This is a genomic window from Caulobacter sp. 05T431, from assembly GCF_056665975.1.
Genome location: NZ_JBFTKU010000018.1, coordinates 88,738 through 109,517, shown reverse-complemented (window position 1 = coordinate 109,517; position 20,780 = coordinate 88,738). Strand labels below are relative to the sequence as shown.

The following is a 20,780-nucleotide window of genomic DNA, read 5'->3' as shown; positions in this document are numbered from 1 at the left end:
GCCTCGGCGGGCGCGGCGGCGGCCGGGGCCGCTGTGTCCTGAGCGAAGGCGACGGCGCCCAGCGGGGCCCCCGCCAGGGTCGCCGCGAGCATCAGCCCGGCCAGCGGTTTAAAGGTCAGTCTCATCGTTGGTATCCCCTTTTCCCCGACGAATTACAGAGCGGCCGGGCCGGTTTCGCCGGTCCGGATGCGAACGGCTTCCTCGACATTGAGGACGAAGATCTTGCCGTCGCCGATCTTGCCCGTGGCGGCGGCGGCCTTGACCGCCTCGACCGCCTTGGCGGCCGACGCGTCGTCGACCACGGCTTCCAGCTTCACTTTCGGCACGAAGTTCACTTGGTATTCCGCGCCGCGATAGATTTCGGTCTGGCCCTTCTGACGGCCGTAGCCCTTGACCTCGGACACGGTCAGGCCTTCGACGCCCGCGGCGACGAGCGCCTCGCGGACCTCGTCGAGCTTGAAGGGTTTGACGATCGCTATGATCAGTTTCATCCGCCTTGCTCCGACCCGCCGACTGTGCGGGCTCCCCTTGAAATTGGCTTTAGAGCGCGTTGCTCGTTCGCACCGCGACGTGGACCCAGCGGTCCTCATCGTTTCCCCGGCGGTGTTCACGCTATCGGTCGCGCTTCGGACATGGCTGTCGCGCGGTCGGGATTTGGAAGTGAAAGGGGTGCGGCGCCTAAAAAGCGTGCATTAGGGACGTTGGGCGCACGGAAACACGGCGTTTCGCCGTGCGGAGGGCAGGGTGGCCGAGCTTGTCGCGAAGCGCATACAATCACCGACCCCGCGTCGCGCTTTGGAGTTCCCGCCGCCCATGCCGTCCCTCTGGTTGAAGATCGCGCCCTGGTGCCTGCTGATCGCTTCGAACGTCTTCATGACCTTCGCCTGGTACGGCCATCTGAAGAATCGCTCGACGACGATGCTCGTGGCCATCTTCACCAGCTGGCTGATCGCCTTGCCGGAATACTTGCTGGCCGTGCCCGCCAACCGGCTGGGCCATCAGGTCTATTCGACGGCTCAGCTGAAGACCGGCCAAGAGGCGATCACCCTGATCGTCTTCACGCTGTTCTCTGTGTTCTTCCTGGGCGAGGCGATCAGCTGGAAGACGCTGGTCGGCTTCGGCTTCATCTTCGTGGGCGTGGCGATCGTGATGTTCTTCAAGTAAAGCGTTCACGAACCCGTGATCCTCGCAACGGACTCAAGCTTTGGACGCTGATTGGGCTGTATTTCCTCAATAAGGATCAGCCCCATGTTTGTGCGTATCGCTACCGCCACCGCCGCCCTGGCGCTGATGTCCGGCGTGGCCATGGCCCAGTCCACCGCGCCCGCCGGCGCTGTGAACCCGGACCCCACAGCCGCCGCCCCGACCGACCAGACGATGCCGGCCGACCCGACGGCCACGACCACGACGACGACCACCACCACGACCGAGTCGACCACGGCTCCGACCGGCATGGCGACCGACACCGCCGGCCGCGTTTCGTCGATGCCGGCCGAGCAGCAAGCCGGCCTGAAAGCGGGCGACCCGAACGTGGTCTCCAACCAACCGGTCGCCGACACCCCGGAAAACCGCAAGCTCTACGGCGCGCCGCTGTCGAACGCGGGACGCCACACCGCCGCCAAGGGCAACTAAGCCTTTCAGCGGTCCCAACGCGCTTGAAGCGTCAGTCGGCGGGCCCTATGGTCCGCCGACTTTTTTCTGGCCCTGTTCGGACCCTGATGCCCGCGAAACTCCAAGAAAAACCGAGGTCTTTCCAGGACCTCATCCTGACGCTCCACGACTATTGGAGCGCCCAGGGCTGCGTGATCCTGCAGCCGCACGATGTCGAGGTGGGGGCGGGGACCCTGCACCCGGCAACTGTGCTGCGCGCCCTGGGTCCCAAGCCCTGGAACGCGGCCTACGTCCAGCCCTCGCGCCGTCCGGGCGACGGCCGCTACGGCGAGAACCCCAACCGCCTGCAGCACTATTACCAGTACCAGGTGATCCTGAAGCCGAACCCGCCGAACATGCAGGACCTGTACCTGGGGTCGCTGGAGGCCATCGGCCTGGACCTGCGCACCCACGACATCCGCTTCGTCGAGGACGACTGGGAGAATCCCACCGTGGGCGCCTGGGGCCTGGGCTGGGAAGTCTGGTGCGACGGCATGGAGGTCAGCCAGTACACCTACTTCCAGCAGGTGGGCGGCCTGGACGTCTCGCCGGTGGCGGGCGAGCTGACCTACGGCCTGGAACGCCTGGCCATGTACGTGTTCGGCGTCGACAACGTCTACGACCTGCCGTTCAACGACCCGGACGCGCCGCTGGGCCACCTGACCTATGGCGACGTGTTCCTGGAGAACGAGCGCCAGCAGTCCGAGGCCAACTTCCACGGCTACGACGTGGCCGTGCTCAAGCGCCAGTTCGAGGACATGGAGCAGCAGGTGCCGCTGATGCTGGCCCGCTCGTACCAGGGCAAGTCCCTGGTGCTGCCCGCCTACGACATGGTCCTGAAGGCCAGCCACCTCTTCAACCTGATGAACGCCCGCGGCGCGATCGCCGTCGCCGAGCGCGCCTCCTACATCGGCCGCATACGCGACCTCTGTAAGCTGTGCGCCAGCGCCTGGGTCGAGCAGCAGGAAGCCGCGTGATGCGGGCGCGGCTCGGCCTTGGCCTGGCGGTCCTTGCGCTCTGCGTCGCGTCGCCGGTCGCTCTTTCGGCGGCCCCGGCCCCGACGAGCCAGGCGCAGGACGACAAGGTGGTGAACTTCGGCGAGGAAGACGCCGAGATGAACGCCGCCATCGCTTCGGCGCGCAAGACCCTGCCGGTGTTCTGGAAGCACCTCCAGGCCAGCCCCACGACGCCCCATTTCCTGAAGGTCGCCTTTCCCACGCCGGACGGCGGTCACGAGCATATCTGGGTCAAGCAGATGCACCGCACCGGAGGCGATACGGTCACCGCCATGCTGGCCAACAGGCCCGATAACGTCCCGGGCTTGAGCCCGTACGTGCCCGTGACCTTCAAGCCGGAGCAGATCTCCGACTGGGCCTACGAAAAGAACGGCAAGTTCTACGGCCACTACACCACCCGCGTCGTCATCAAGCATATCGATCCCGCCGAAGCGGCCGAGGTGCGTGCGACGCTTTCCGAAAATCCTGTCGAGTCCGACGCATCCTGATGCCCCAACTGCTTCTCGAACTGTTCTCCGAAGAGATCCCCGCCCGCATGCAGGCCGGCGCCGCGCGCGACCTGGAGCGGATGGCGCGCGAGCACCTGGCCGCCGCCGGCTTCCTGCCCGAGGCCCTGAAGACCTTCGCCGGTCCGCGTCGCCTGACGCTGGTGGTCGAAGGGCTGCCGATCGCCCAGGCCGACCGCAAGGAAGAGCTGAAGGGCCCGCGCGTCGGCGCCCCGCCCCAGGCCATGGAAGGTTTCCTGCGCAAGGCGGGCCTGACCCAGGACCAGCTGGTCGAACGCGACGGCGTCTACATGGCCTTCATCGAGAAGACCGGTCGCCCGACGACCGAGATCGTCGCCGAAATGGTCGAGGCCATCATCCGTGGCTTCCCGTGGCCCAAGTCGATGACCTGGGGCACCAGCAAGCTGCGCTGGGTGCGGCCGCTGAAGCGCATCCTCTGCGTCTTCGACCGCGAGGTCGTGCCGTTCGCCGTCGAAGGCATCGAGGCCGGCGACATCACCGAGGGCCACCGCTTCATGCGCGTGGGCTTCGGCTGGGGCGGCCAGCCGTTCAAGGCGCGCGACTTCGACGAGTACGCCAAGGGCCTGCTCGAGCACTTCGTCGTGCTGGACGTCGAGGAGCGCAAGGCGCGCATCCTGGAAGGCTGCAAGACCCTGTGCTTCGCGCGCAATCTGGAACTGGTCGAAGACCTGGGCCTGCTCGAGGAAGTGGCCGGCCTGGCCGAATGGCCGACCCCCGTGCTGGGCGACATGGACCCGGCGTTCCTGGACCTGCCCGGCGAGGTCATCCGCACCTCGATGCGCACGCACCAGAAGTATTTCGCGGTCCGTGACCCGGCCACGGGCGGCCTGGCCCCGCACTTCATCACCATCGCCAACGTCCAGTCGGCCGACGGCGGCAAGGTGATCGCCGAGGGCAACGCCAAGGTGCTGTCGTCGCGCCTGTCGGACGCCCGATTCTTCTGGGACGAGGACGTCAAGGTCGGCTTCGAGCCGTGGCTGGAGAAGCTGAACGGCGTCACCTTCCACGCCAAGCTGGGCACGATGGCCGAGCGCGTCGAGCGCATCGTCGCCCTGGCCGGCCAGATCGCGCCCCTGGTCGGCGCCGATGTCGCCAAGGCCAAGGAAGCCGCGCGCCTGGCCAAGGCCGACCTGGCTTCGCAGATGGTGGGCGAGTTCCCCGAGCTGCAGGGGCTGATGGGCGGCTACTACGCTCGCGCCGCCGGCCTGGACCCCGAGATCGCCGACGCCATCCGCGATCACTACAAGCCGCAGGGGCCTTCGGACGCGGTGCCGACCGCGCCGCTGAGCGTGGCCGTCGCCCTGGCGGACAAGCTGGATACGCTGGTCGGGTTCTTCGCGATCGACGAGAAGCCCACTGGCTCGAAGGACCCGTTCGCGCTGCGTCGCGCGGCGTTGGGATTCATTCGCCTGACGATCGACAACGAACTCGATATCGCGCTGGACCCTCTGATCGAGGGCGCCGTGAAGCGATTGAACGTTTCGGCTGATCCGGACGCGGTTGTGGGCGAGCTGGCGCACGGCTTCATCGACGACCGGCTATACGTCATGCTTCGCGATCAGGGGTTGAACGCCGACGCGGTCAAGGCGGCCACGGCCAAGGGGCAGGGGCCCGCGCGTCCCTACCGCGATATGTTGAAAGCCCAGGCCCTGGACGGCTTCCTCAAGACCGACGACGGCAAGAACCTGCTGGCCGGCTACAAGCGCGCGTCCAACATCCTCAAGGCCGAGGAGAAGAAGGGCTGGAAGGGCGAGGGCGAGGCGGAACTCCCGCCCAACGCCTCCGAGCCCGAGGTCGCGTTGCACGACGCCCTGCGGCTGGTTCGCCAGCCCCTGGCCGACGCCCTGAAGGCCGAGGACTTCACCGCCGCCATGCAGGAGTTGGCCGGGCTGCGTGGTCCGGTCGACGCCTTCCTGGACGGCGTGTTCGTCAATTCGGACGTCGCCGCCGAGCGCGACAGTCGCCTGAAGACCCTGGCCGCTGTCCGCGACGCCATGGGCCAGGTGGCCGATTTCTCGCTGATCGGCGGCTAGGGCCCTTCTAGGGAACGAAGACCTCGCTGGTGTCCATCCGCACGCTGCGGATGGCCCGGCAGGCGTCGTCGGAGGCTCGATGGACCTCGGGCACGAAGCTCAGCAGCAGCGAGCGCCGCCGCGCGCCCGAGCGGTTCAGGGTCGCCCCGTGCAGCAGGTCAGCGTCGAACACCAGGATGTCGCCCGCCTCGCCCGACAGGGTGAGGGACAGGGCCTCGTCCGGCTCGCCCCGGTCGAGGTGACGCGGCACCACCCGGGTGGCCCCGTTGTCCGGCATGTAGGCGTCGAGGAAGACCAGGGCGGAGACGACCTTCCGGCCCGCGCCGTCTCGGTGCAGGGCCTGGTGGCCCTGGTCCGGCAGGGGCTCGCGGCCCTCGACCTGGCTGAGGAAGAACGGAGCGTCCAGCAGACGCGCCGCCGCGCCCAGCAGGGGCGGCAGGCGGCAGGCGGCCTGAACGATCGGGTCCAGGTCGAGCAAGGAATGCCGCCAGCCCGCGCCGCGCGCCACGGCCCATTGTTCCGGCGGTCCCACCCCCGCGTCGAAGGCGGMGCGCAGGGTCTCGCGCCAGGTCTCGGGCACGGCGCTCCGCAGCAGCAGATAGCCGTCACGGTCCAGGGCGGTGGCCTGTTCCGCCTCCAGCGGGGCGACCTTGGTGGGCGTCGTGAGCTCGCTCATGGCCGTTGAAGCCTAGCCGTGGCGTCCGCCCGACGCCAGCCGCGTGGAGTCCGGGCTCACGCGTCGGACTTCACCCGCAGTCCGGCCAGGGCGGCCACCAGGCTTTCGGGATCGATCGGCTTGGGCTGGACGCCGTTGAAGCCCAACTGCTTCAGGGCCTGGACGCTGGCGGTCATGACGTCCGCCGTCAGGGCCGCCACGGGAATGGTCGGGTCGCCGGCCTCGCCGGCCCGGATCGCGGCCAGGGCGGCCGGTCCGTCCATGCGCGGCATGTGGACGTCCATCAGCACGGCGTCGAACCTCTGGATCCGCAGGCGAGCCAGGGCGTCGAAGCCGTCCTCGGCCGTGGTCACCGCGCAGCCGAAGGCTTCCAGCAGCGTCTGGGCGACGATGCGATTGGTGGCGTTGTCGTCGACGACCAGCACGCGGAAGCCGGTCAGATCGAGGTCCGCCGTCACATCGAGGGATTTCGGCGCCGGTTCGCAGCGGGGCAGGCGCAGATCGACGGTGAAGGTCGAGCCCTGGCCCTTTCGGCTGTCCACGGCGATGTCGCCGCCCATCATGCGCGCCAGGCGGCGGCAGATCGCCAGGCCCAGACCCGAGCCGCCGAAGCGCCGGGCCACCGAGGCGTCCGCCTGGGAGAAGGCCTCGAACAGGCGGGCCTGGTCCGCGGCCGACATGCCCGCGCCGGTGTCGGAGACGGCGATTTCCAGCCTGGCCAGGCCGTCCGTCTCGTCGGCCACGCGCACGCCCAGCCGCACTTCGCCCACCTCGGTGAATTTCAGGGCGTTTGACAGCAAGTTCATCATGATCTGGCGCAGCCGGGTCGGGTCGCCCAGCAGCCAGGTCGGACCGGCGGGTTCCAGGGCGCAGGTCAGCAGCAGGCCCTTGGCCTCGGCGGCCTGGCTCCAATGTTCGCCGACCTGCTCCACCTCGGCGGCCAGGTCGAAGGGCGTGTTTTCCAGGTCGAGCTTGCCGGCCTCGACCTTGGACAGGTCGAGGATGTCGTTGAGCAGGGTCAGCAGGCCTTCGCCCGAGCGGCGCAGGATGCCGACCTGCTGGGTCTGGCGCGGCGACAGCTGCTCCATCTCCAGCGCCCGCGCCATGCCCAGCACGCCGGTCATCGGCGTGCGCAGTTCATGGCTCATCAGGGCCAGGAACGAGGACTTGGCCTTGTTCGCCGCGACGGCGTCCGCGCGGGAGGTCTCCAGCAACTGGGCCTGTCGGCGATTGGCCCATGTGGCGCGCAGGCTGTAGACGGCCGAGATCACCGCCCCGAGGGCGACGAAGACCTGCTCCTGCCCCCTGAAGCCCGCGAAAAAGCCGCACAGGACCACCAGCAGGGCGGCCGGTCCGCCGCCCATCATGATGAACATCGGCTTGGACCGCGAGGCGAAGGCCTGGCCGTGGATCATCTGGGCGATCAGCAGCAGGATCGCCGCCACGCGCATGGCCGGGCCGCCCAGGAACCAGAGCATCAGCACATAGGTCCACCAGACGAGGTTGGTCCACGCCACGGCCAGGAAATAGAGCAGCCGCTGGCGACCCGTGGGGCGATGGCCGTGACGCTGGGGTGTGGCCGTGATCCAGGTGGAGATCTCGGCGACGACCATCGCCGCGGTCCAGGGCAGGGCGACCGCCCAGCCGAGATTGACGCCGGCCATGACGACGCAGAAGGCCGAGCCCAGCAGGCGAAGTCCCAGGGTCGGCAGGGAGGTGACCGTGACGGTGTCCATGCCGTCGTCCAGCCATTTCGACCTGTTCGCCACGCGCTCGCCCTCCCGCAATTGAGCGAACGTGTTCAGTCACGGCTGGGACGTCAGGTCAAATCAAATTGCGAAACAATCTCATCTAAGTCGGATTCATGACTCAGGACCCAAGCGCGAACCCCGGATAACCCTCAGCCGCGACCGTGTCGCAATGGATTTTATAGCCCTCGCCGACATAGGGCATGAACACCCGGGGCTTCCCCTCGATGTTGGCGCCCATGTACCAGGAGGCCGCGCGGGGGAAGAGGGTCTTGTCGGCCTCGTCGTTGACGTGGGCCACCCAGTCTTCCTGGGCCTGGTCCGTCGCCTCCAGCGTCGCGGCGTTGGTGCTCCGCACGTGGGCTATGGCGTCCATGATCCAGTCCACATGCTGCTCGCAGGCGGTCAGGACGTTGGTCAGCACCGACGGGCTGCCCGGGCCGGTGACCGTGAACAGGTTGGGGAAGCCCGCCACGGCCAGGCCCAGATAGGTCTTGGGCCCCTCGGCCCAGGCCTCGGCCAGGGGGCGGCCGCCGCGACCGCGGATGTCCATCCGCAGCAGGGCCCCGGTCATGGCGTCGAAGCCCAGGGCGCTGACGATCACGTCGACGGCGTATTCCCGCGCGCTGGTGCGCACCCCCGCCGGCGTGATCGCCTCGATCGGCGTCTCGCGCAGGTCGATCAGCTCGACATTGTCGCGGTTGAAGGTCTCGTAATAGCCGGTGTCGACGCAGGCGCGCTTGGTCATGATCGGGAAGTCGCGCGGGGTCAGCTTCTCGGCCAGGGTCGGGTCCTTGACAGTCTGCGCGATCCTGGCCCGCACGAAGTCGCCGGCCGCCTGGTTGCAGCGCTCGTCGCGCACGATGTTGGGGATCTGCACGGCCGAGATCAGGCCCCAGCCGTTCCACAACTGCTCGACCAGGGCGTTCAGCTCCTCGTCGGACGGCACGTAGTCGGCCGGCGGGATGGGCAGGGGCGGCTGGCCGCTGCGCAGCAGCTCGACGTACATCGGGAAATTGGCCCGGAAGCCGGCCACCTCCTCGTCGGTCAGCGGGGCGTTCAGGGCGGGCAGGCTGTAGTTGGGCGTGCGCTGGAACACGTAGACCTGGTCGGCCTGCTCGGCGATCAGCGGCGTGGACTGCACCGCCGACGAGCCGGTGCCGATCACCGCCACCCGCTTGCCGGTGAAGTCGACGGGCTGGTGCGGCCACAGGCCGGTGACCAGGGTCTGGCCCCGGAAGGTCTCGGCGCCGGGCAGGTCCAGGCCGCGCGGGGCCGACAGGCAGCCGGTGGCCATCACGCAGAACCGGGCGGTGACCTGGTCGCCCCGGTCGGTGGTCACCCGCCAGAGCTTGGCGTCCTCGTCGAAGATCGCCGAGACCACGCGGGTGTCGAACAAGAAGGACGGGCGCAGGTCGAAGCGGTCGGCCACGTGCTGGGCGTAGGCCAGAATCTCGGGCTGGGTGGCGTATTTCTCGGTCCACCGCCATTCGGCCTGGAGGTCGTCCGAGAAGGTGTAGGAATAGAGCAGGCTGGGGATGTCGCAGCGCGCGCCGGGATAGCGGTTCCACCACCAGGTCCCGCCGACGTCGCCGGCGGCCTCGATCCCCTGGACCGAAAGACCCGCCTCGCGCAGCCTGTGGACCATGTAGAGCCCGCCGAAGCCGGCGCCGACGACCACCGCGTCCAGCGGCGCGTGGGCGGGAGTGCGGACGGCTTCGCGAGCGGCCGCGCTCGCGGTCGATACTGACGCCATGGTTTCCTCCCCGGTTCTTGTTTCCGCCCCTGGGGACGACCGGTGGAGTCGAGGCTACGGAACTGCCCTAGGGGCAGTCCATCCGTGTTGTTGGCCGGACCGCTATCCGCCGACCACGCGCAGGGCGGGGCGCTCGGTCCACGCGCGCTGCAGCGGCACGTCGAAATGGAAGGTCGAGCCACGGCCCGGAACACTGTCGACGCCGATCACGCCGCCCATCAGGGCGACCAGGTCGCGGCAGATCGCCAGCCCCAGGCCCGAACCCTCGTGGGCGCGGGTCAGGGAGCCGTCGACCTGCGAGAAGATCTTGAACAGTCGCGGGCGATGTTCCGGCGCGATGCCCGGACCGGTGTCGCGCACCTCGAACCGCAGGCCGGTCTCCGAGGGCGACACGACGATCCGCACCGAGCCCTGGCGGGTGAACTTCACGGCGTTGGCGACCAGGTTGCCCAGCACCTGTCGCAGGCGGATCGGATCGCCGATCCAGGCCCCGTCGCAGCCAGGGGCCAGGTCGAACGACAGGGCGATGGCCTTGTTGGTCGCCGCGCCGGAGAACAGGGCGCAGGTCGCCTCGACCAGGGCGGCCGGTTCGAACGGTTCGGCGCGCAGCCGGACCCCGCCGCCTTCGAGCCGCGCCATGTCGAGGATATCGTTGAGCAGGGCCAGCAGCGCCTCGCCCGAATTGTGGATCACATCCAGCCGATTGCGCTGGCGTTCGGGCAGTTGGTCGGCCCGCATGACCTGGGTCATGCCCAGCACGCCGTTCAGCGGGGTGCGGATCTCATGGCTCATATTGGCCAGGAACTGGGTCTTGGCGGCGTTGGCGGCCTCGGCGTCGTCCTTGGCCGCGATCAGGGCCCGCTGGCTGGCGGCCAGCCTGTTCAGGGCTTCGGTGATCCGCAGCAGCAGCACGACCGCCGCGACGGCCAGGATGACGAAGCCCAGGGCCAGCCAGGGCGCTCCAGCCTTCAGCAGCGACATGCCCGGATCGCGCGCCGGCCAGGCCAGCGACCCGACCGGGCGGCCAGAGATGTCGACCAGCGGCACGCTGGACACGCTGGGGGCGGTCGCGGGCGACAGGGTCAGGCCCTCGATGCCCAGGTCGTTCTGCAGGCCGCGCGTATAGCCGGCGCCGACCCGGCGCGCGGTGACGACCACGGCGGGCGGAATGTCCCGGGTGAGCCGGGCCATGCCGGGGGTTTCGGCGATCGCGTCGGCGGCCACCACCAGATAGACCTCGTCGCCGGAGCGGACCAGGCCGCCTTCCGCGGTCGAGCCTTCCAGGCTGAAGCGTCTGGCCGCGTGGGCGGAGCCGGCCTTGGCGGCGACGCGGGCGATCAGCGGCGCCGCGTCGCGGGGCAGGGCGCCCAGGGCTGTCGCCGACACGCGCGCTCCGGCCAGCGAACTGTAGATCACCTGGCCGTCGCGGACGACGAACGTCAGGTCGTGCCCGAAATACTGGTGGTAGTAGGCGGCGAAGTTGACGTCGGCCCAGGCTCGGTCGACGGGTGGGCCCATGGCCTTGGCGGCGTCGTCCCAGACGGTCGCCGAGGTCAGGTCGCGGGCCATGCGGTTGAGGTCGCGCTGGATCGTGCGCTGGACCAGCTGGTGCTCGTCCTGGCTCTCCATCCGGTCCAGCGAGCGGGCGGCGAACAGCATCAGGGCCAGGCTGCCCACGACGGAAACGGCGACCAGGATGACGCTGGCTCCGACGATCCAGTGGATCGACCGCAGCCCGCGCGTCAGGGAAGGGGGATTGAGCCACGCCATGCCTTTGGCATAGCTCATTTTCCGCTCCACGGGCGGCGTGCGCGGCTCTTGGCCGCAGCGACCGTTTAGCCCGCCATCCGCAGGGCTTCGCGCCCGCCGCCGATCTTGAAGCGCCCGACCAGCGAGACCAGCTGGGCCGTCTCGCCCTTCAGCGAATGGGTCGCGGCGGTGGCCTGTTCGACCATGGCGGCGTTCTGCTGCACCACCTGGTCCATGTGGTTGACGGCGGTGTTGACCTCGGCGAGGCCCGAGGCCTGTTCCTGGCTGGACGAGCTGATCTGGCGCACCAGATCGTCGATGGCGGCCACGCGGCCGACGATGCGGCCCAGGGCCTCGCCGGTCTGGCCGACCAGGTCCACGCCGGTCTCGACCTGCTGGGTGGAGGTCGAGATCAGGGTCTTGATCTCCTTGGCGGCCTCGGCCGAGCGTTGGGCCAGGGCCCGGACTTCCTGGGCCACCACGGCGAAGCCGCGGCCCGCGTCGCCGGCCCGCGCCGCTTCGACGCCGGCGTTCAGGGCCAGCAGATTGGTCTGGAAGGCGATCTCGTCGATGACCCCGATGATCTGGGTGATCTGGCGCGAGGAGTCCTCGATGGCGCCCATGGCCGCGACGGCCTGGCCGACCACCTGACCCGAGCGCTCGGCGTCGGTGCGAGCCGACGCGACCTCGGTGGTGGCGCGGGTGGCGCCGTCGGCGGTCTGGCGCACGGTGGCGGCGATCTCGTCGAGCGCCGCGGCGGTTTCCTCAAGGCTGGCGGCCTGCTGCTCGGTGCGGCGCGACAGGTCATTGGAGGCCTGGGCGATCTCCTGGGTGCCCGAGCCGATCTGCGAGGCGACGCCCGAGATCGTGCGGATGGCGTTCTCCAGGCCCTCGGCGGCGGCGTTGAAGTCGTTCTTCAGCGCCATGTAGTCGCTGGCCACCTGGGCGGCGATGCGGGTGGACAGGTCGCCGCCGGCCAGGCTGGACAGGCCCTTGGCCATGACGTCGACCACGGCCTTCTGCTCACGGCCGGCCAGCTCGAAGGCGGCCTCCATGTCGCGCAGCTTGCGGTCCAGCTCCTGCTGGAAGCCGGCGGCCTCGGCTTCCAGGCGGGCGCGCTCGATGCCCGACTGGCGGAACACCTCGACGCTCTTGGCCATCTMGCCGATCTCGTCCGGACGCCCGGCGCCCGAGACAGTGATGTCGTTCTGGCCGGCGGCCATGCGGCGCATGTCGTTGGCCAGGTTCAGCACCGGCCGCACGATGGCGGCGCGCGAGATCACGATCAGGATGCCGGCGAAGATCATCCCCGCCACCACGGCGGCGGTCATCAGGATCTCGGAGAACCGGGCCACGGCCTTGGCGCGCAGCGCGGCGGCGTTCGAGGCCGCCTCGATCTTGTCCGAGGCCTGGCTCATCGCGCCTTCCAGCGTCGAGAACTGCTTCATGAAGCTCGGCATGGCGGCGATGGCCTGGGTCCGGTCGGTCGCGGCCAGGTCGACCATCTGGCCGGCCGACTTGATGTAGGTGTCGAGAGGGGCCTTGACCTCGGCCAGGGCGGCGCGGCTGGCCGGGTCGGTGGCCAGGGCGTCGTTGTCGGCGATCGCCTTGCGGAAGTTGGCGACGTGGGCGGTCAGGTCCTTGCGGGTGCCGGCGATGTCGACGCCCGAACCGGTGTCGTCCGACAGCTGGCTCGACAGGACGTCGGCGCGCAGGGCGTCGTGCATCATGTCGGCTTCCATGTGGTTGCGCAGCACGGCCGCCGACACGTTGGCGTCTTGCAGGGCGGCGTCCAGGCGCGTGGTGGACCACAGGCCCGCTCCGGCGCTGGCCGTGCACAGCACCATGACGGCCGCGCCCGCGCCCATCACCTTGTGGTTGATCGTCCGAAGCATAGCCGCCCTCGCGCGCCGTTTAGATTTGGTCAGCTTCTCCCAATGGGGTTAACGGCGTCTTCGCCATGCATGTTTGGAGGTTCAAATGTCGCGCCTGAGACAAAAGGCCGCGCCCGGGAAACTTTAAGAGGTGCTTCAAGTCGAGCCGGTACTTGTCCTCGTGTTGATGGGGCAGGGCTATGACTTCGATTAGATCAATCTGTTCTTGCGCGGCATTCGCAATTGGCGTCTCGTCCAGCGCGGCCGCCTGGGCAGAAACCGAGGCCGGGCAAGGCGCCTGGACCCATGAGGTCACCTATACGGCGGACGTCGCGGGGACGGTGCACGGAGGGACGGCCCACGCCGGCCGGGCCTTGGACAATCTCGACGTGATTGTTGACGGCGACCTGGAGAAGCTGGTCGGCTGGCGCGGGGCCACGGTGCACGGCTACCTGCTCAACAACAGCGGCGGCGCGCCCAACGACCTGGCCGGCACGCTGCAGGGGATCGACAACATCGAGGTCGCCCGGCCGCGCGCGCGGCTCTACGAGCTCTGGGTCCAGTCCAAGTTCGCCGACGACCACGGCTCGGTGCTGGCCGGGCTCTACGACCTCAACAGCGAGTTCTACTCGACCGAGGCCTCGGGCCTGCTGCTGGCGCCGCCGTTCGGCATCGGCTCGGAGTTCGCCTCGACCGGCCCGAACGGCCCGTCGATCTTCCCGTCCACGGCCTTGGCCGTGCGCGCCAGGATCGAGGGCGGCAAGGGCGCCTATCTCCAGGCCGCCGCGCTCAACGCCCATGCGGGGACGGTCGGCGATCCGGACGGACCGTCGACCAGCTTCGACAACGGCGCCCTGATCATCGCCGAGGCCGGGTTCGGCGACAGCTGGCGGCTGGCGGCCGGAGGCTGGTTCTACACCGAGCGCCAGCCGGACCTGCGCGCATTGGACGCCAACGGGGATCCGGCGCTGAGCAAGGCGCGGGGCGGCTATGTCTTGGCCGAGTATCCGTTCGTCGACGGCGGCGAGAGCGGCCGATCCGTGCGGGGCTTCGCCCGCCTGGGCTTCTCGGACGGCGACACCACGCCCTTCAGCTCGGGCTGGCAGGCCGGGGTGCTGGTCGAGCGGGTCTTCGCCTCGCGTCCCGAGAGCGCGTTCTCGATCGGGGTGGAGCAGGGGCGGCTGTCGTCCAAACAGCGCGCCAACACCCTGGACGCCGGCGTCACGCCCGCCGACGCCGAATCCAGCGTCGAGATCACGTATTCGGACAAGGTCGCGCCCCGGGTGTCCCTGCAGCCGGATCTGCAGGTGATCCGCCGCGCCGGCGGTGATCGAGACGCCGGGACGGTGGTCGTGGCTGCACTGCGGCTGACCATCAACCTGTTCTAGAACGACGCGCGCCCGCCAGCTTAAGCATGGCGAGGCGCGACGCCTTCGGCGCCGCCCAAGACTCGGGGTGGTGTTCGATCACGCCGGTATTCGCGCAAATCTCGAACAGGACAACGTTGTCATTGGAAGAATTTGCCGAAATTTCGGTTTAGACTGCGAACGGAAAACCGTCGGTGGACGGCTTCTTTGACAAGGTGCTACTGAACGCCCGGATATTGCAGTGCGGGATGGGCGTTAACGCTCACTGTCCCAAGCCAGGACGGCTCCATAAGAGGGCCGCCGGCTTTTTCACTTATCGCAGGGTGAACAAGAAATGCCGGTTGATACGCTGACCAAGACGCAGTGGGTCTATTCGTTCGGGGGAGGCGGCGCCGACGGCGACGCCAAGATGAAGAACCTGCTGGGCGGGAAGGGGGCCAATCTCGCGGAGATGTCGTCCCTGGGCCTGCCGGTGCCGCCGGGCTTCACGGTGACTACCGAGGCGTGCGTTCACTATTACGCCAACGGCAAGCAGTACCCGGCCGAGCTGGCGCAGCAGGTCGAGGCCGGCCTGGCCAAGGTCGAGAGCCTGACCGGCAAGACGTTCGGCGACGTCGCCAACCCGCTGCTGGTCTCGGTGCGCTCGGGCGCCCGGGCCTCGATGCCGGGCATGATGGACACAGTCCTCAACCTGGGCCTCAACGACGAGACCGTCGAGGGCCTGGCCAAGCTGTCGGGCGACCGTCGCTTCGCCTATGACAGCTATCGCCGCTTCATCCAGATGTACTCGAACGTCGTGCTCGACCTGGAGCACCACATGTTCGAGGAGATCCTGGACGACCACAAGGATCGCCTGGACGTCACCGTCGACACGGCCCTGACCGCCGACGACTGGGCCGCGGTGATCAAGGACTACAAGGCCGCCGTGCGCGACGCCCTGGGCAAGCCCTTCCCGCAGGACGCCCAGGAGCAGCTGTGGGGCGCGGTCGGCGCGGTGTTCGCCAGCTGGATGAACGACCGGGCCAAGTTCTATCGCCGCATGCACGACATCCCCGAGGCCTGGGGCACCGCCGTCAACATCCAGTCGATGGTGTTCGGCAACATGGGCGAGACCTCGGCGACGGGCGTGGCCTTCACCCGCAACCCCTCGAACGGCGACGGCCGCCTGTACGGCGAGTTCCTGATCAACGCCCAGGGCGAGGACGTGGTGGCGGGCATCCGCACGCCCCAGTCCCTGACCAAGGCCGCCCGCGAGGAGATGGGCGACACGGCCCCCTCGATGGAAGAGGCGATGCCGGAGGTGTTCGGCCAGTTCAAGACCGTGGTCGAGACGCTGGAGCGCCACTACCGCGACATGCAGGACATCGAGTTCACGGTCGAGCAGGGCAAGCTCTACATGCTGCAGACCCGCAGCGGTAAGCGCACCGCCAAGGCCGCCCTGAAGATCGCCGTCGACATGGCCGCCGAGGGCGTGATCACCCGCGAGGAAGCGATCGGCCGCGTCGAGCCGGCCTCGCTGGACCAGTTGCTGCACCCGACCATCGATCCCACCGCCCATCGCGAGCTCATCGCCAAGGGCCTGCCGGCCTCGCCCGGCGCGGCCACCGGCAAGATCGTGTTCGACAGCGAGGCCGCCGAGAAGGCCGCGGCCGGCGGCGAGGCCGTGATCCTGGTGCGCGAGGAGACCAGCCCCGAGGACATCCACGGCATGCACGCMGCCCGCGGCATCATCACCGCCCGGGGCGGCATGACCAGCCACGCCGCCGTCGTGGCGCGCGGCATGGGCCGGGCCTGCGTCAGCGGCGCCGGCGACGTGGCGATCTTCCCCAAGGAAGGCCTGTTCCGGGTGCGCGGCCGCGACTTCAAGGCGGGCGAGACCATCACCATCGACGGCTCGACCGGCGAAATCCTGGTCGGCTCGCCCAAGATGATCGAGCCCGAGCTGACCGGCGACTTCGCCACCCTGATGGGCTGGGCCGACGAGGTCCGCCGCCTGAAGGTCCGCGCCAACGCCGAGACCCCGCTGGACGCCCAGACCGCCCGCGGCTTCGGCGCCGAGGGCATCGGCCTGTGCCGGACCGAGCACATGTTCTTCGACGACACCCGGATCGCCGCCGTGCGCGAGATGATCCTGGCCGACGACGAAGCCGGCCGCCGCGCCGCCCTGGCCAAGATCGCGCCCTTCCAGAAGGCCGACTTCGTCGAGCTGTTCACGATCATGGAAGGCCTGCCGGTCACCATCCGCCTGCTCGACCCGCCGCTGCACGAATTCCTGCCGCATACGGAGGAAGACGTTCGGGCGGTGGCCGAGGCCACGGGCCTGGACGCCGCCAAGCTGCTGCGCCGGGCCAAGGAACTGCACGAAACCAACCCGATGCTGGGCCATCGCGGCTGCCGCCTGGGCGTCTCGTACCCGGAAATCTACGAGATGCAGGTGCGGGCCATCGTCGAGGCGGCCTGCGACATCGCCAAGTCGGGCAAGGCCGCGCCCGTGCCCGAGATCATGCACCCGCTGGTCACCAAGGGCGAGGAGATGAAGTACCTGCGCGACCTGACCGACCGCACCGCCAAGGCCGTGCTGGAAGAGCAGGGCGTCGATCTTCAGTACACGGTCGGAACCATGGTCGAGCTGCCGCGCGCCGCCCTGCGGGCCGGCGACCTGGCCGCCAACGCCGAGTTCTTCAGCTTCGGCACCAACGACCTGACCCAGACCACCTTCGGCATCAGCCGCGACGACGCCGGCAAGTTCCTGGGCGCCTATATCGAGAAGGGCATCTTCGACAAGGACCCCTTCGTCAGCCTCGACCAGGAAGGCGTCGGCGACCTGATCCGCATCGCCGCCGAGCGCGGCCGCGCTGCGCGACCCGGGATCAAGCTGGGCATCTGCGGCGAGCACGGCGGCGACCCCGCCTCGATCGACTTCTGCGAGCGGGTCGGCCTGGACTACGTGTCTTGCTCGCCCTACCGCGTGCCGATCGCCCGCCTGGCCGCCGCCCAGGCGGCCCTGGCCAACAAGGGTTGACGCCTTTCCATCGCCGGGCGGGCCGATCCCGCCCGGCGATGACAGCCTAGAGACGCTGGACAGCGGACAGGTCGGCGCCTATCCGGGTATCGAGGATATCCTGGGGGAAACATGGCCTATCTGCGCTGGCGGCGGTTCGTGGAAATGGTCTCGCTCGACCGCCCGTGGGTGGGCGAGCTGTTCATGCGCAAGCGCCACAAGCCTATCGTCGCGGCCCCGGTCGAGAAGTGGGATCGCGAATATCGCGAAGGCGTCTACGACCGCCTGGCCCGCTCGGACCAGCGCCACCACCATCGCCTGCTGGCCGCCATGATCGCCGACCGCTGGCCCAATCCCCGTATCCTCGAGATCGGGGCCGGGGAGGGCGTGTTGTTCGAGGCCTTCCGATCGCATGCGCCGGCCCGCTATGTCGGCGTCGACTTCTCGGCTCCCGCCGTCGAGCGCGGCCTGGAGCGCCTGTCGGCCGAGCGCGCGGCGGGCCAGGTGGAGCTCTTGCTGGGCGACGGCCGCACCTTCCGCAGCGACGAGGCCTTCGACGTGGTCGTGTTCTCCGAATGCATTGAGCACCTGGGCGAGGTCGAGGACCTAGTCGCCCACTACGCCCCCAACCTGAAGCCCGACGGCGGAGTGGGCCTGACCATGTGGCTGGCGCTCAAGCCCCTGCGGCTGTGGCATCGGCTCAAGCGGCTGGGCCAGGTTCTGGACGAGGCGGCGGTCAACACGCCTTGGGGCGGCGGCTGGCTGGTGGCGGTGGTCCGGCCGGCCAGGGCGACCGTGACGGCGCTGATGATGACTCTGGCCGGCTTGGCGAGCGTGGTTCCCACCGACGCCTTCGCCGCCCCGGCCCTGGACCTGCCGCTCTCGGTCGACCTGGCCCGCGCCGCCGTCGACGCCTGCGCCGCCAAGGGCGCGGCGGTCAGCGCCGCCGTGGTCGACGACAAGGGCAATCCGCTGGTCGTGCTGCGCTCGTCCGCCAGCCCCAAGCCGCCGGTCGCCGCGCCGCGCAAGGCCGCCACCGCCGTGCAGTTCGACGCTCCCGGCAGCGTCATGGAGCCGCGCGAGAAGATCGACCCGGCCTTCGCCGCCCTGATCAAGGCCGAGCCCGAGCGACTGAACCCGCACGCCGGGTCGCTGCCGCTGCACATGGGCGGCCAGCTGGTGGGTGGACTGGCCGTGGCCGACACCACCCACGAGACCGCCGACGCCTGCGCCCGCGAGGCCCTGGCCAGGTTCGCCGGCAAGGTGAACTGAGCTCATGGGCCTGATGAAGGACATGTGGCGCGTCGGCCTGGTCCGCGCGCCGATGGCCGACCTGCTGAAGCCGGGCGCCCTGGCCGAGCATCCGGTGACCTGGATTCCCGACCCTGGACCCTTGCGCTTCCTCGCCGACCCGATCGGTGTCTGGCGCGACGGCAGGCTCTACGTCTTCGCCGAGATCTACGACTATCGCGACCGGGTCGGCGCCATCGAGGTGCTGACCTTCGACGCGGGCCTGAGGCTGCTGAGCCGCGAGCCGGCGCTGAAGGAGCCCTGGCACTTGTCGTACCCCTTCATCATCGAGGAGGGCGGCGAGACCTACATGCTGCCGGAGGCGCACAAGTCGGGGCGGCTGACCCTGTACCGCGCCGAGGACTTCCCGACGAAGTGGGCGCCGGTCGGCACGATCGAGCTGGACCAGGTGGCGATCGACGCCACCCCGGTGTTCGACGGCGGGCGGTGGTGGCTGTTCTACACCCCGGCCACGACCAAGGCCGAGAAGGTCAGCGCGCTGCACGTGGCCTGGGCCGACCGGATCACCGGACCGTGGACGCCGCATCCGGGCAATCCGGTGCGCTTCGATCGCTCCAGTTCACGGCCCGGCGGAACGCCCGTCGTCGTCGACGGGGCGATCGTGCTGCCGATGCAGGACTGCCGGCGGACCTATGGCGGCGCGATCCGGGCGCTGCGGGTCACCACCCTGACGCCGGATAGGTTCGAGGCCGAGGCGGACGAGCCGATCACGCCGCCGCCCAGTTTCGGCAGACTGACCGACGGGCTGCACACCCTGTCGGCCGCGGGGCCTGTCACGCTGATCGACGCCAAGCGCTTCGAAGTCTCGCCGCGCTCGCTGGCGCTGGACGTCCGATGGGAATGGACAAAGCGCGTCCGGGGAAGGGCGCGAACCGCTTGACCGTCGCGAGGCCGGTGCGCTTGGCGACCACCGTGTCGAACACGTCGAGATAGGCCTCGGCGATCGGTCCCAGCCGATAGGCGTCGACCGCGCGGGCCAGGACGCGGGGATCGGGGGCGGGCGCGTCGAGCACGTCGCGCAGGCTCTCGGCCAGCGCGAAGGCGTCGCCGATCGGCGCCACGCGGCCGTTCAGCCCGTCCGCCAGCAGCTCGCGCGCCGCCGGCGTGCAGTCGGTGCTGACCACCGGCCGTCCCGCGCCCAGCGCCTCGACGATCACCGCCGCGTAGCCCTCGTACCAGGAGGTGAGCAGGAAGGTGCGGGCCAGCTCCAGCCAAGGGCGGATGTCGGGCACGTAGCCCGGCATGTGCACCCGCTCGGCGACGCCTAGCTCGACCGCCAGGGCCTCGAGTTCGGCGCGGCGTTCGCCTTCGCCGACGATGACCAGACGGGCGTCCGGATCGTCCAGCAGGGCGAAGGCGCGCAGGGCGACGTCGAAGCCCTTCTCCTTGACCAGCCGCCCGGCGGCCAGGATCAGCTTGCCCTCGGCCGGCGGCACGAAGGCGTGGTCGTCATCGTCCAGGGCCGGCAGGCGGATGCACTGGGTGACACGGCGCCCCAGGGCGCGGTTGGCGTCGTCGGTCATGCTGTCCGACAGCGAGATCGCTCGGTCGATGCGGCGCAGCTGGAAGCGGGTCTTCAGATTGTACGGGATCTGGGCCAGGGCGCTGCGGCCGTGGCGGTAGAGCGGCGTGCCGATCTGGGCGACCACGCCGGGGCGCTGGTCGGCGGGCAGGGCGTCGACGCCGGGCAGGACCGGCCAATGGTAGTTACCGGGCACGAACAGGATGTCGGGCCGGTGCTGGGCGACGAAGGCCGCCGCGGCCTTGCCCAGGGCCTTGCGCGAGCCGCGACCGCGCGGGATCGGCGGATCGGCCTCGACCATCTCGACCTCGGCGTGGATCAGATCGGCCAGAGGCCCTTGGCGCGAGCCGCAGAACAGCGTGACCCGCCGTCCCAGCGCCGCCCAGCGGTTGGCCAGCCGCACCGCGATCCGTTCCGAACCGCCCAACGGCAGATCATGCAGCACGATCGCKATCGTGCGCGCGTTGTCGCCCATCTTCAGCAGGTCCCCCGACCTCGACATCATGGCGTGTCGGGCGCGGGCGGACCGCGGACTTCCAACTTCCACTGA

Annotated in this window: 16 protein-coding genes; 9 read left to right on the top strand and 7 right to left on the bottom strand. The window is 69.4% G+C overall.

Features of this window, described 5'->3' with window-relative positions; all coding sequences use genetic code 11:
• Positions 1-152: 152 nt before the first annotated feature.
• Positions 153-491 carry a P-II family nitrogen regulator gene (locus tag AC1U89_RS17050; RefSeq protein ID WP_007665036.1) on the bottom strand — a complete coding sequence of 113 codons (339 nt, stop codon included), beginning with the start codon at positions 489-491 and terminating at the stop codon, positions 153-155.
• Positions 492-813: 322 nt separating this feature from the next.
• Between AC1U89_RS17050 and AC1U89_RS17045 the strand changes: the two genes are divergently transcribed.
• The 5 genes from AC1U89_RS17045 (at position 814) to glyS (ending at position 5,226) form a co-directional block, all read left to right on the top strand.
• Entirely contained in the window at positions 814-1,164 is a 351-nt protein-coding gene (locus tag AC1U89_RS17045) for a DMT family protein (protein ID WP_479900863.1), read from the top strand.
• A gap of 84 nt (positions 1,165-1,248) precedes the next feature.
• The gene (locus tag AC1U89_RS17040; RefSeq protein WP_479900862.1) at positions 1,249-1,632 is read left to right on the top strand and encodes a hypothetical protein; all 384 of its coding nucleotides are present in this window, start codon (positions 1,249-1,251) and stop codon (positions 1,630-1,632) included.
• Between the two features lie 86 nt (positions 1,633-1,718).
• On the top strand, positions 1,719-2,627 hold the full coding sequence (locus AC1U89_RS17035; protein ID WP_479900861.1) for a glycine--tRNA ligase subunit alpha: 909 nt from the start codon (positions 1,719-1,721) through the stop codon (positions 2,625-2,627).
• The gene (locus AC1U89_RS17030) at positions 2,627-3,154 is read left to right on the top strand and encodes a YegJ family protein (protein ID WP_479900860.1); all 528 of its coding nucleotides are present in this window, start codon (positions 2,627-2,629) and stop codon (positions 3,152-3,154) included. The genes AC1U89_RS17035 and AC1U89_RS17030 overlap by 1 nt, the downstream gene beginning before the upstream one ends.
• Positions 3,154-5,226: a glycine--tRNA ligase subunit beta gene (gene glyS, locus AC1U89_RS17025; RefSeq protein ID WP_479900859.1), complete on the top strand. Its 2,073-nt coding sequence runs from the start codon at positions 3,154-3,156 to the stop codon at positions 5,224-5,226. The genes AC1U89_RS17030 and glyS overlap by 1 nt, the downstream gene beginning before the upstream one ends.
• 7 nt (positions 5,227-5,233) lie before the next feature.
• Here the strand turns inward: glyS and AC1U89_RS17020 are convergent, their stop codons facing one another.
• The 5 genes from AC1U89_RS17020 to AC1U89_RS17000 all read right to left on the bottom strand — a co-directional run bounded on the left by AC1U89_RS17020 (position 5,234) and on the right by AC1U89_RS17000 (position 13,050).
• Entirely contained in the window at positions 5,234-5,902 is a 669-nt protein-coding gene (locus AC1U89_RS17020) for a phytanoyl-CoA dioxygenase family protein (protein WP_479900858.1), read from the bottom strand.
• A 56-nt stretch (positions 5,903-5,958) separates the two neighbouring features.
• Complete coding sequence (locus tag AC1U89_RS17015; protein ID WP_479900857.1) at positions 5,959-7,671, bottom strand: ATP-binding protein; 1,713 nt, start codon at positions 7,669-7,671, stop codon at positions 5,959-5,961.
• 100 nt (positions 7,672-7,771) lie between these two features.
• Positions 7,772-9,406 (bottom strand): flavin-containing monooxygenase, encoded by a 1,635-nt coding sequence (locus AC1U89_RS17010; protein ID WP_479900856.1) that lies wholly within the window; start codon positions 9,404-9,406, stop codon positions 7,772-7,774.
• Positions 9,407-9,508: 102 nt separating this feature from the next.
• Entirely contained in the window at positions 9,509-11,194 is a 1,686-nt protein-coding gene (locus AC1U89_RS17005; protein WP_479900855.1) for a sensor histidine kinase, read from the bottom strand.
• A 47-nt stretch (positions 11,195-11,241) separates the two neighbouring features.
• Positions 11,242-13,050, bottom strand: coding sequence for a methyl-accepting chemotaxis protein (locus AC1U89_RS17000; protein WP_479900854.1), 1,809 nt, complete (start codon positions 13,048-13,050; stop codon positions 11,242-11,244).
• A 320-nt stretch (positions 13,051-13,370) separates the two neighbouring features.
• Between AC1U89_RS17000 and AC1U89_RS16995 the strand changes: the two genes are divergently transcribed.
• The 4 genes from AC1U89_RS16995 (at position 13,371) to AC1U89_RS16980 (ending at position 19,588) form a co-directional block, all read left to right on the top strand.
• On the top strand, positions 13,371-14,417 hold the full coding sequence (locus AC1U89_RS16995; protein WP_479900853.1) for a carbohydrate porin: 1,047 nt from the start codon (positions 13,371-13,373) through the stop codon (positions 14,415-14,417).
• Positions 14,418-14,730: 313 nt separating this feature from the next.
• The gene (gene ppdK / locus AC1U89_RS16990; RefSeq protein ID WP_479900852.1) at positions 14,731-17,418 is read left to right on the top strand and encodes a pyruvate, phosphate dikinase; all 2,688 of its coding nucleotides are present in this window, start codon (positions 14,731-14,733) and stop codon (positions 17,416-17,418) included.
• Positions 17,419-17,529: 111 nt separating this feature from the next.
• On the top strand, positions 17,530-18,669 hold the full coding sequence (locus AC1U89_RS16985) for a heme-binding protein (protein ID WP_479900851.1): 1,140 nt from the start codon (positions 17,530-17,532) through the stop codon (positions 18,667-18,669).
• 4 nt (positions 18,670-18,673) lie between these two features.
• Positions 18,674-19,588 (top strand): glucosamine inositolphosphorylceramide transferase family protein, encoded by a 915-nt coding sequence (locus tag AC1U89_RS16980; RefSeq protein ID WP_479900850.1) that lies wholly within the window; start codon positions 18,674-18,676, stop codon positions 19,586-19,588.
• On the opposite strand, the gene AC1U89_RS16975 is transcribed toward AC1U89_RS16980, so the two are convergent.
• Positions 19,482-20,735 (bottom strand): glycosyltransferase, encoded by a 1,254-nt coding sequence (locus tag AC1U89_RS16975; RefSeq protein ID WP_479900849.1) that lies wholly within the window; start codon positions 20,733-20,735, stop codon positions 19,482-19,484. The two genes, AC1U89_RS16980 and AC1U89_RS16975, sit on opposite strands and share 107 nt — an antisense overlap.
• Between the last annotated feature and the right edge of the window lie 45 nt (positions 20,736-20,780).

Excerpts from the sequence above, each read along its gene's own strand:
- AC1U89_RS17050 (WP_007665036.1), bottom strand. The coding sequence starts at position 491 with ATGAAACTGATCATAGCGATCGTCAAACCCTTCAAGCTCGACGAGGTC.
- AC1U89_RS17045 (WP_479900863.1), top strand. The coding sequence starts at position 814 with ATGCCGTCCCTCTGGTTGAAGATCGCGCCCTGGTGCCTGCTGATCGCT.
- AC1U89_RS17040 (WP_479900862.1), top strand. The coding sequence starts at position 1,249 with ATGTTTGTGCGTATCGCTACCGCCACCGCCGCCCTGGCGCTGATGTCC.
- AC1U89_RS17035 (WP_479900861.1), top strand. The coding sequence starts at position 1,719 with ATGCCCGCGAAACTCCAAGAAAAACCGAGGTCTTTCCAGGACCTCATC.
- AC1U89_RS17030 (WP_479900860.1), top strand. The coding sequence starts at position 2,627 with ATGCGGGCGCGGCTCGGCCTTGGCCTGGCGGTCCTTGCGCTCTGCGTC.
- glyS (WP_479900859.1), top strand. The coding sequence starts at position 3,154 with ATGCCCCAACTGCTTCTCGAACTGTTCTCCGAAGAGATCCCCGCCCGC.
- AC1U89_RS17010 (WP_479900856.1), bottom strand. The coding sequence starts at position 9,406 with ATGGCGTCAGTATCGACCGCGAGCGCGGCCGCTCGCGAAGCCGTCCGC.
- AC1U89_RS17005 (WP_479900855.1), bottom strand. The coding sequence starts at position 11,194 with ATGAGCTATGCCAAAGGCATGGCGTGGCTCAATCCCCCTTCCCTGACG.
- AC1U89_RS16985 (WP_479900851.1), top strand. The coding sequence starts at position 17,530 with ATGGCCTATCTGCGCTGGCGGCGGTTCGTGGAAATGGTCTCGCTCGAC.
- AC1U89_RS16980 (WP_479900850.1), top strand. The coding sequence starts at position 18,674 with ATGGGCCTGATGAAGGACATGTGGCGCGTCGGCCTGGTCCGCGCGCCG.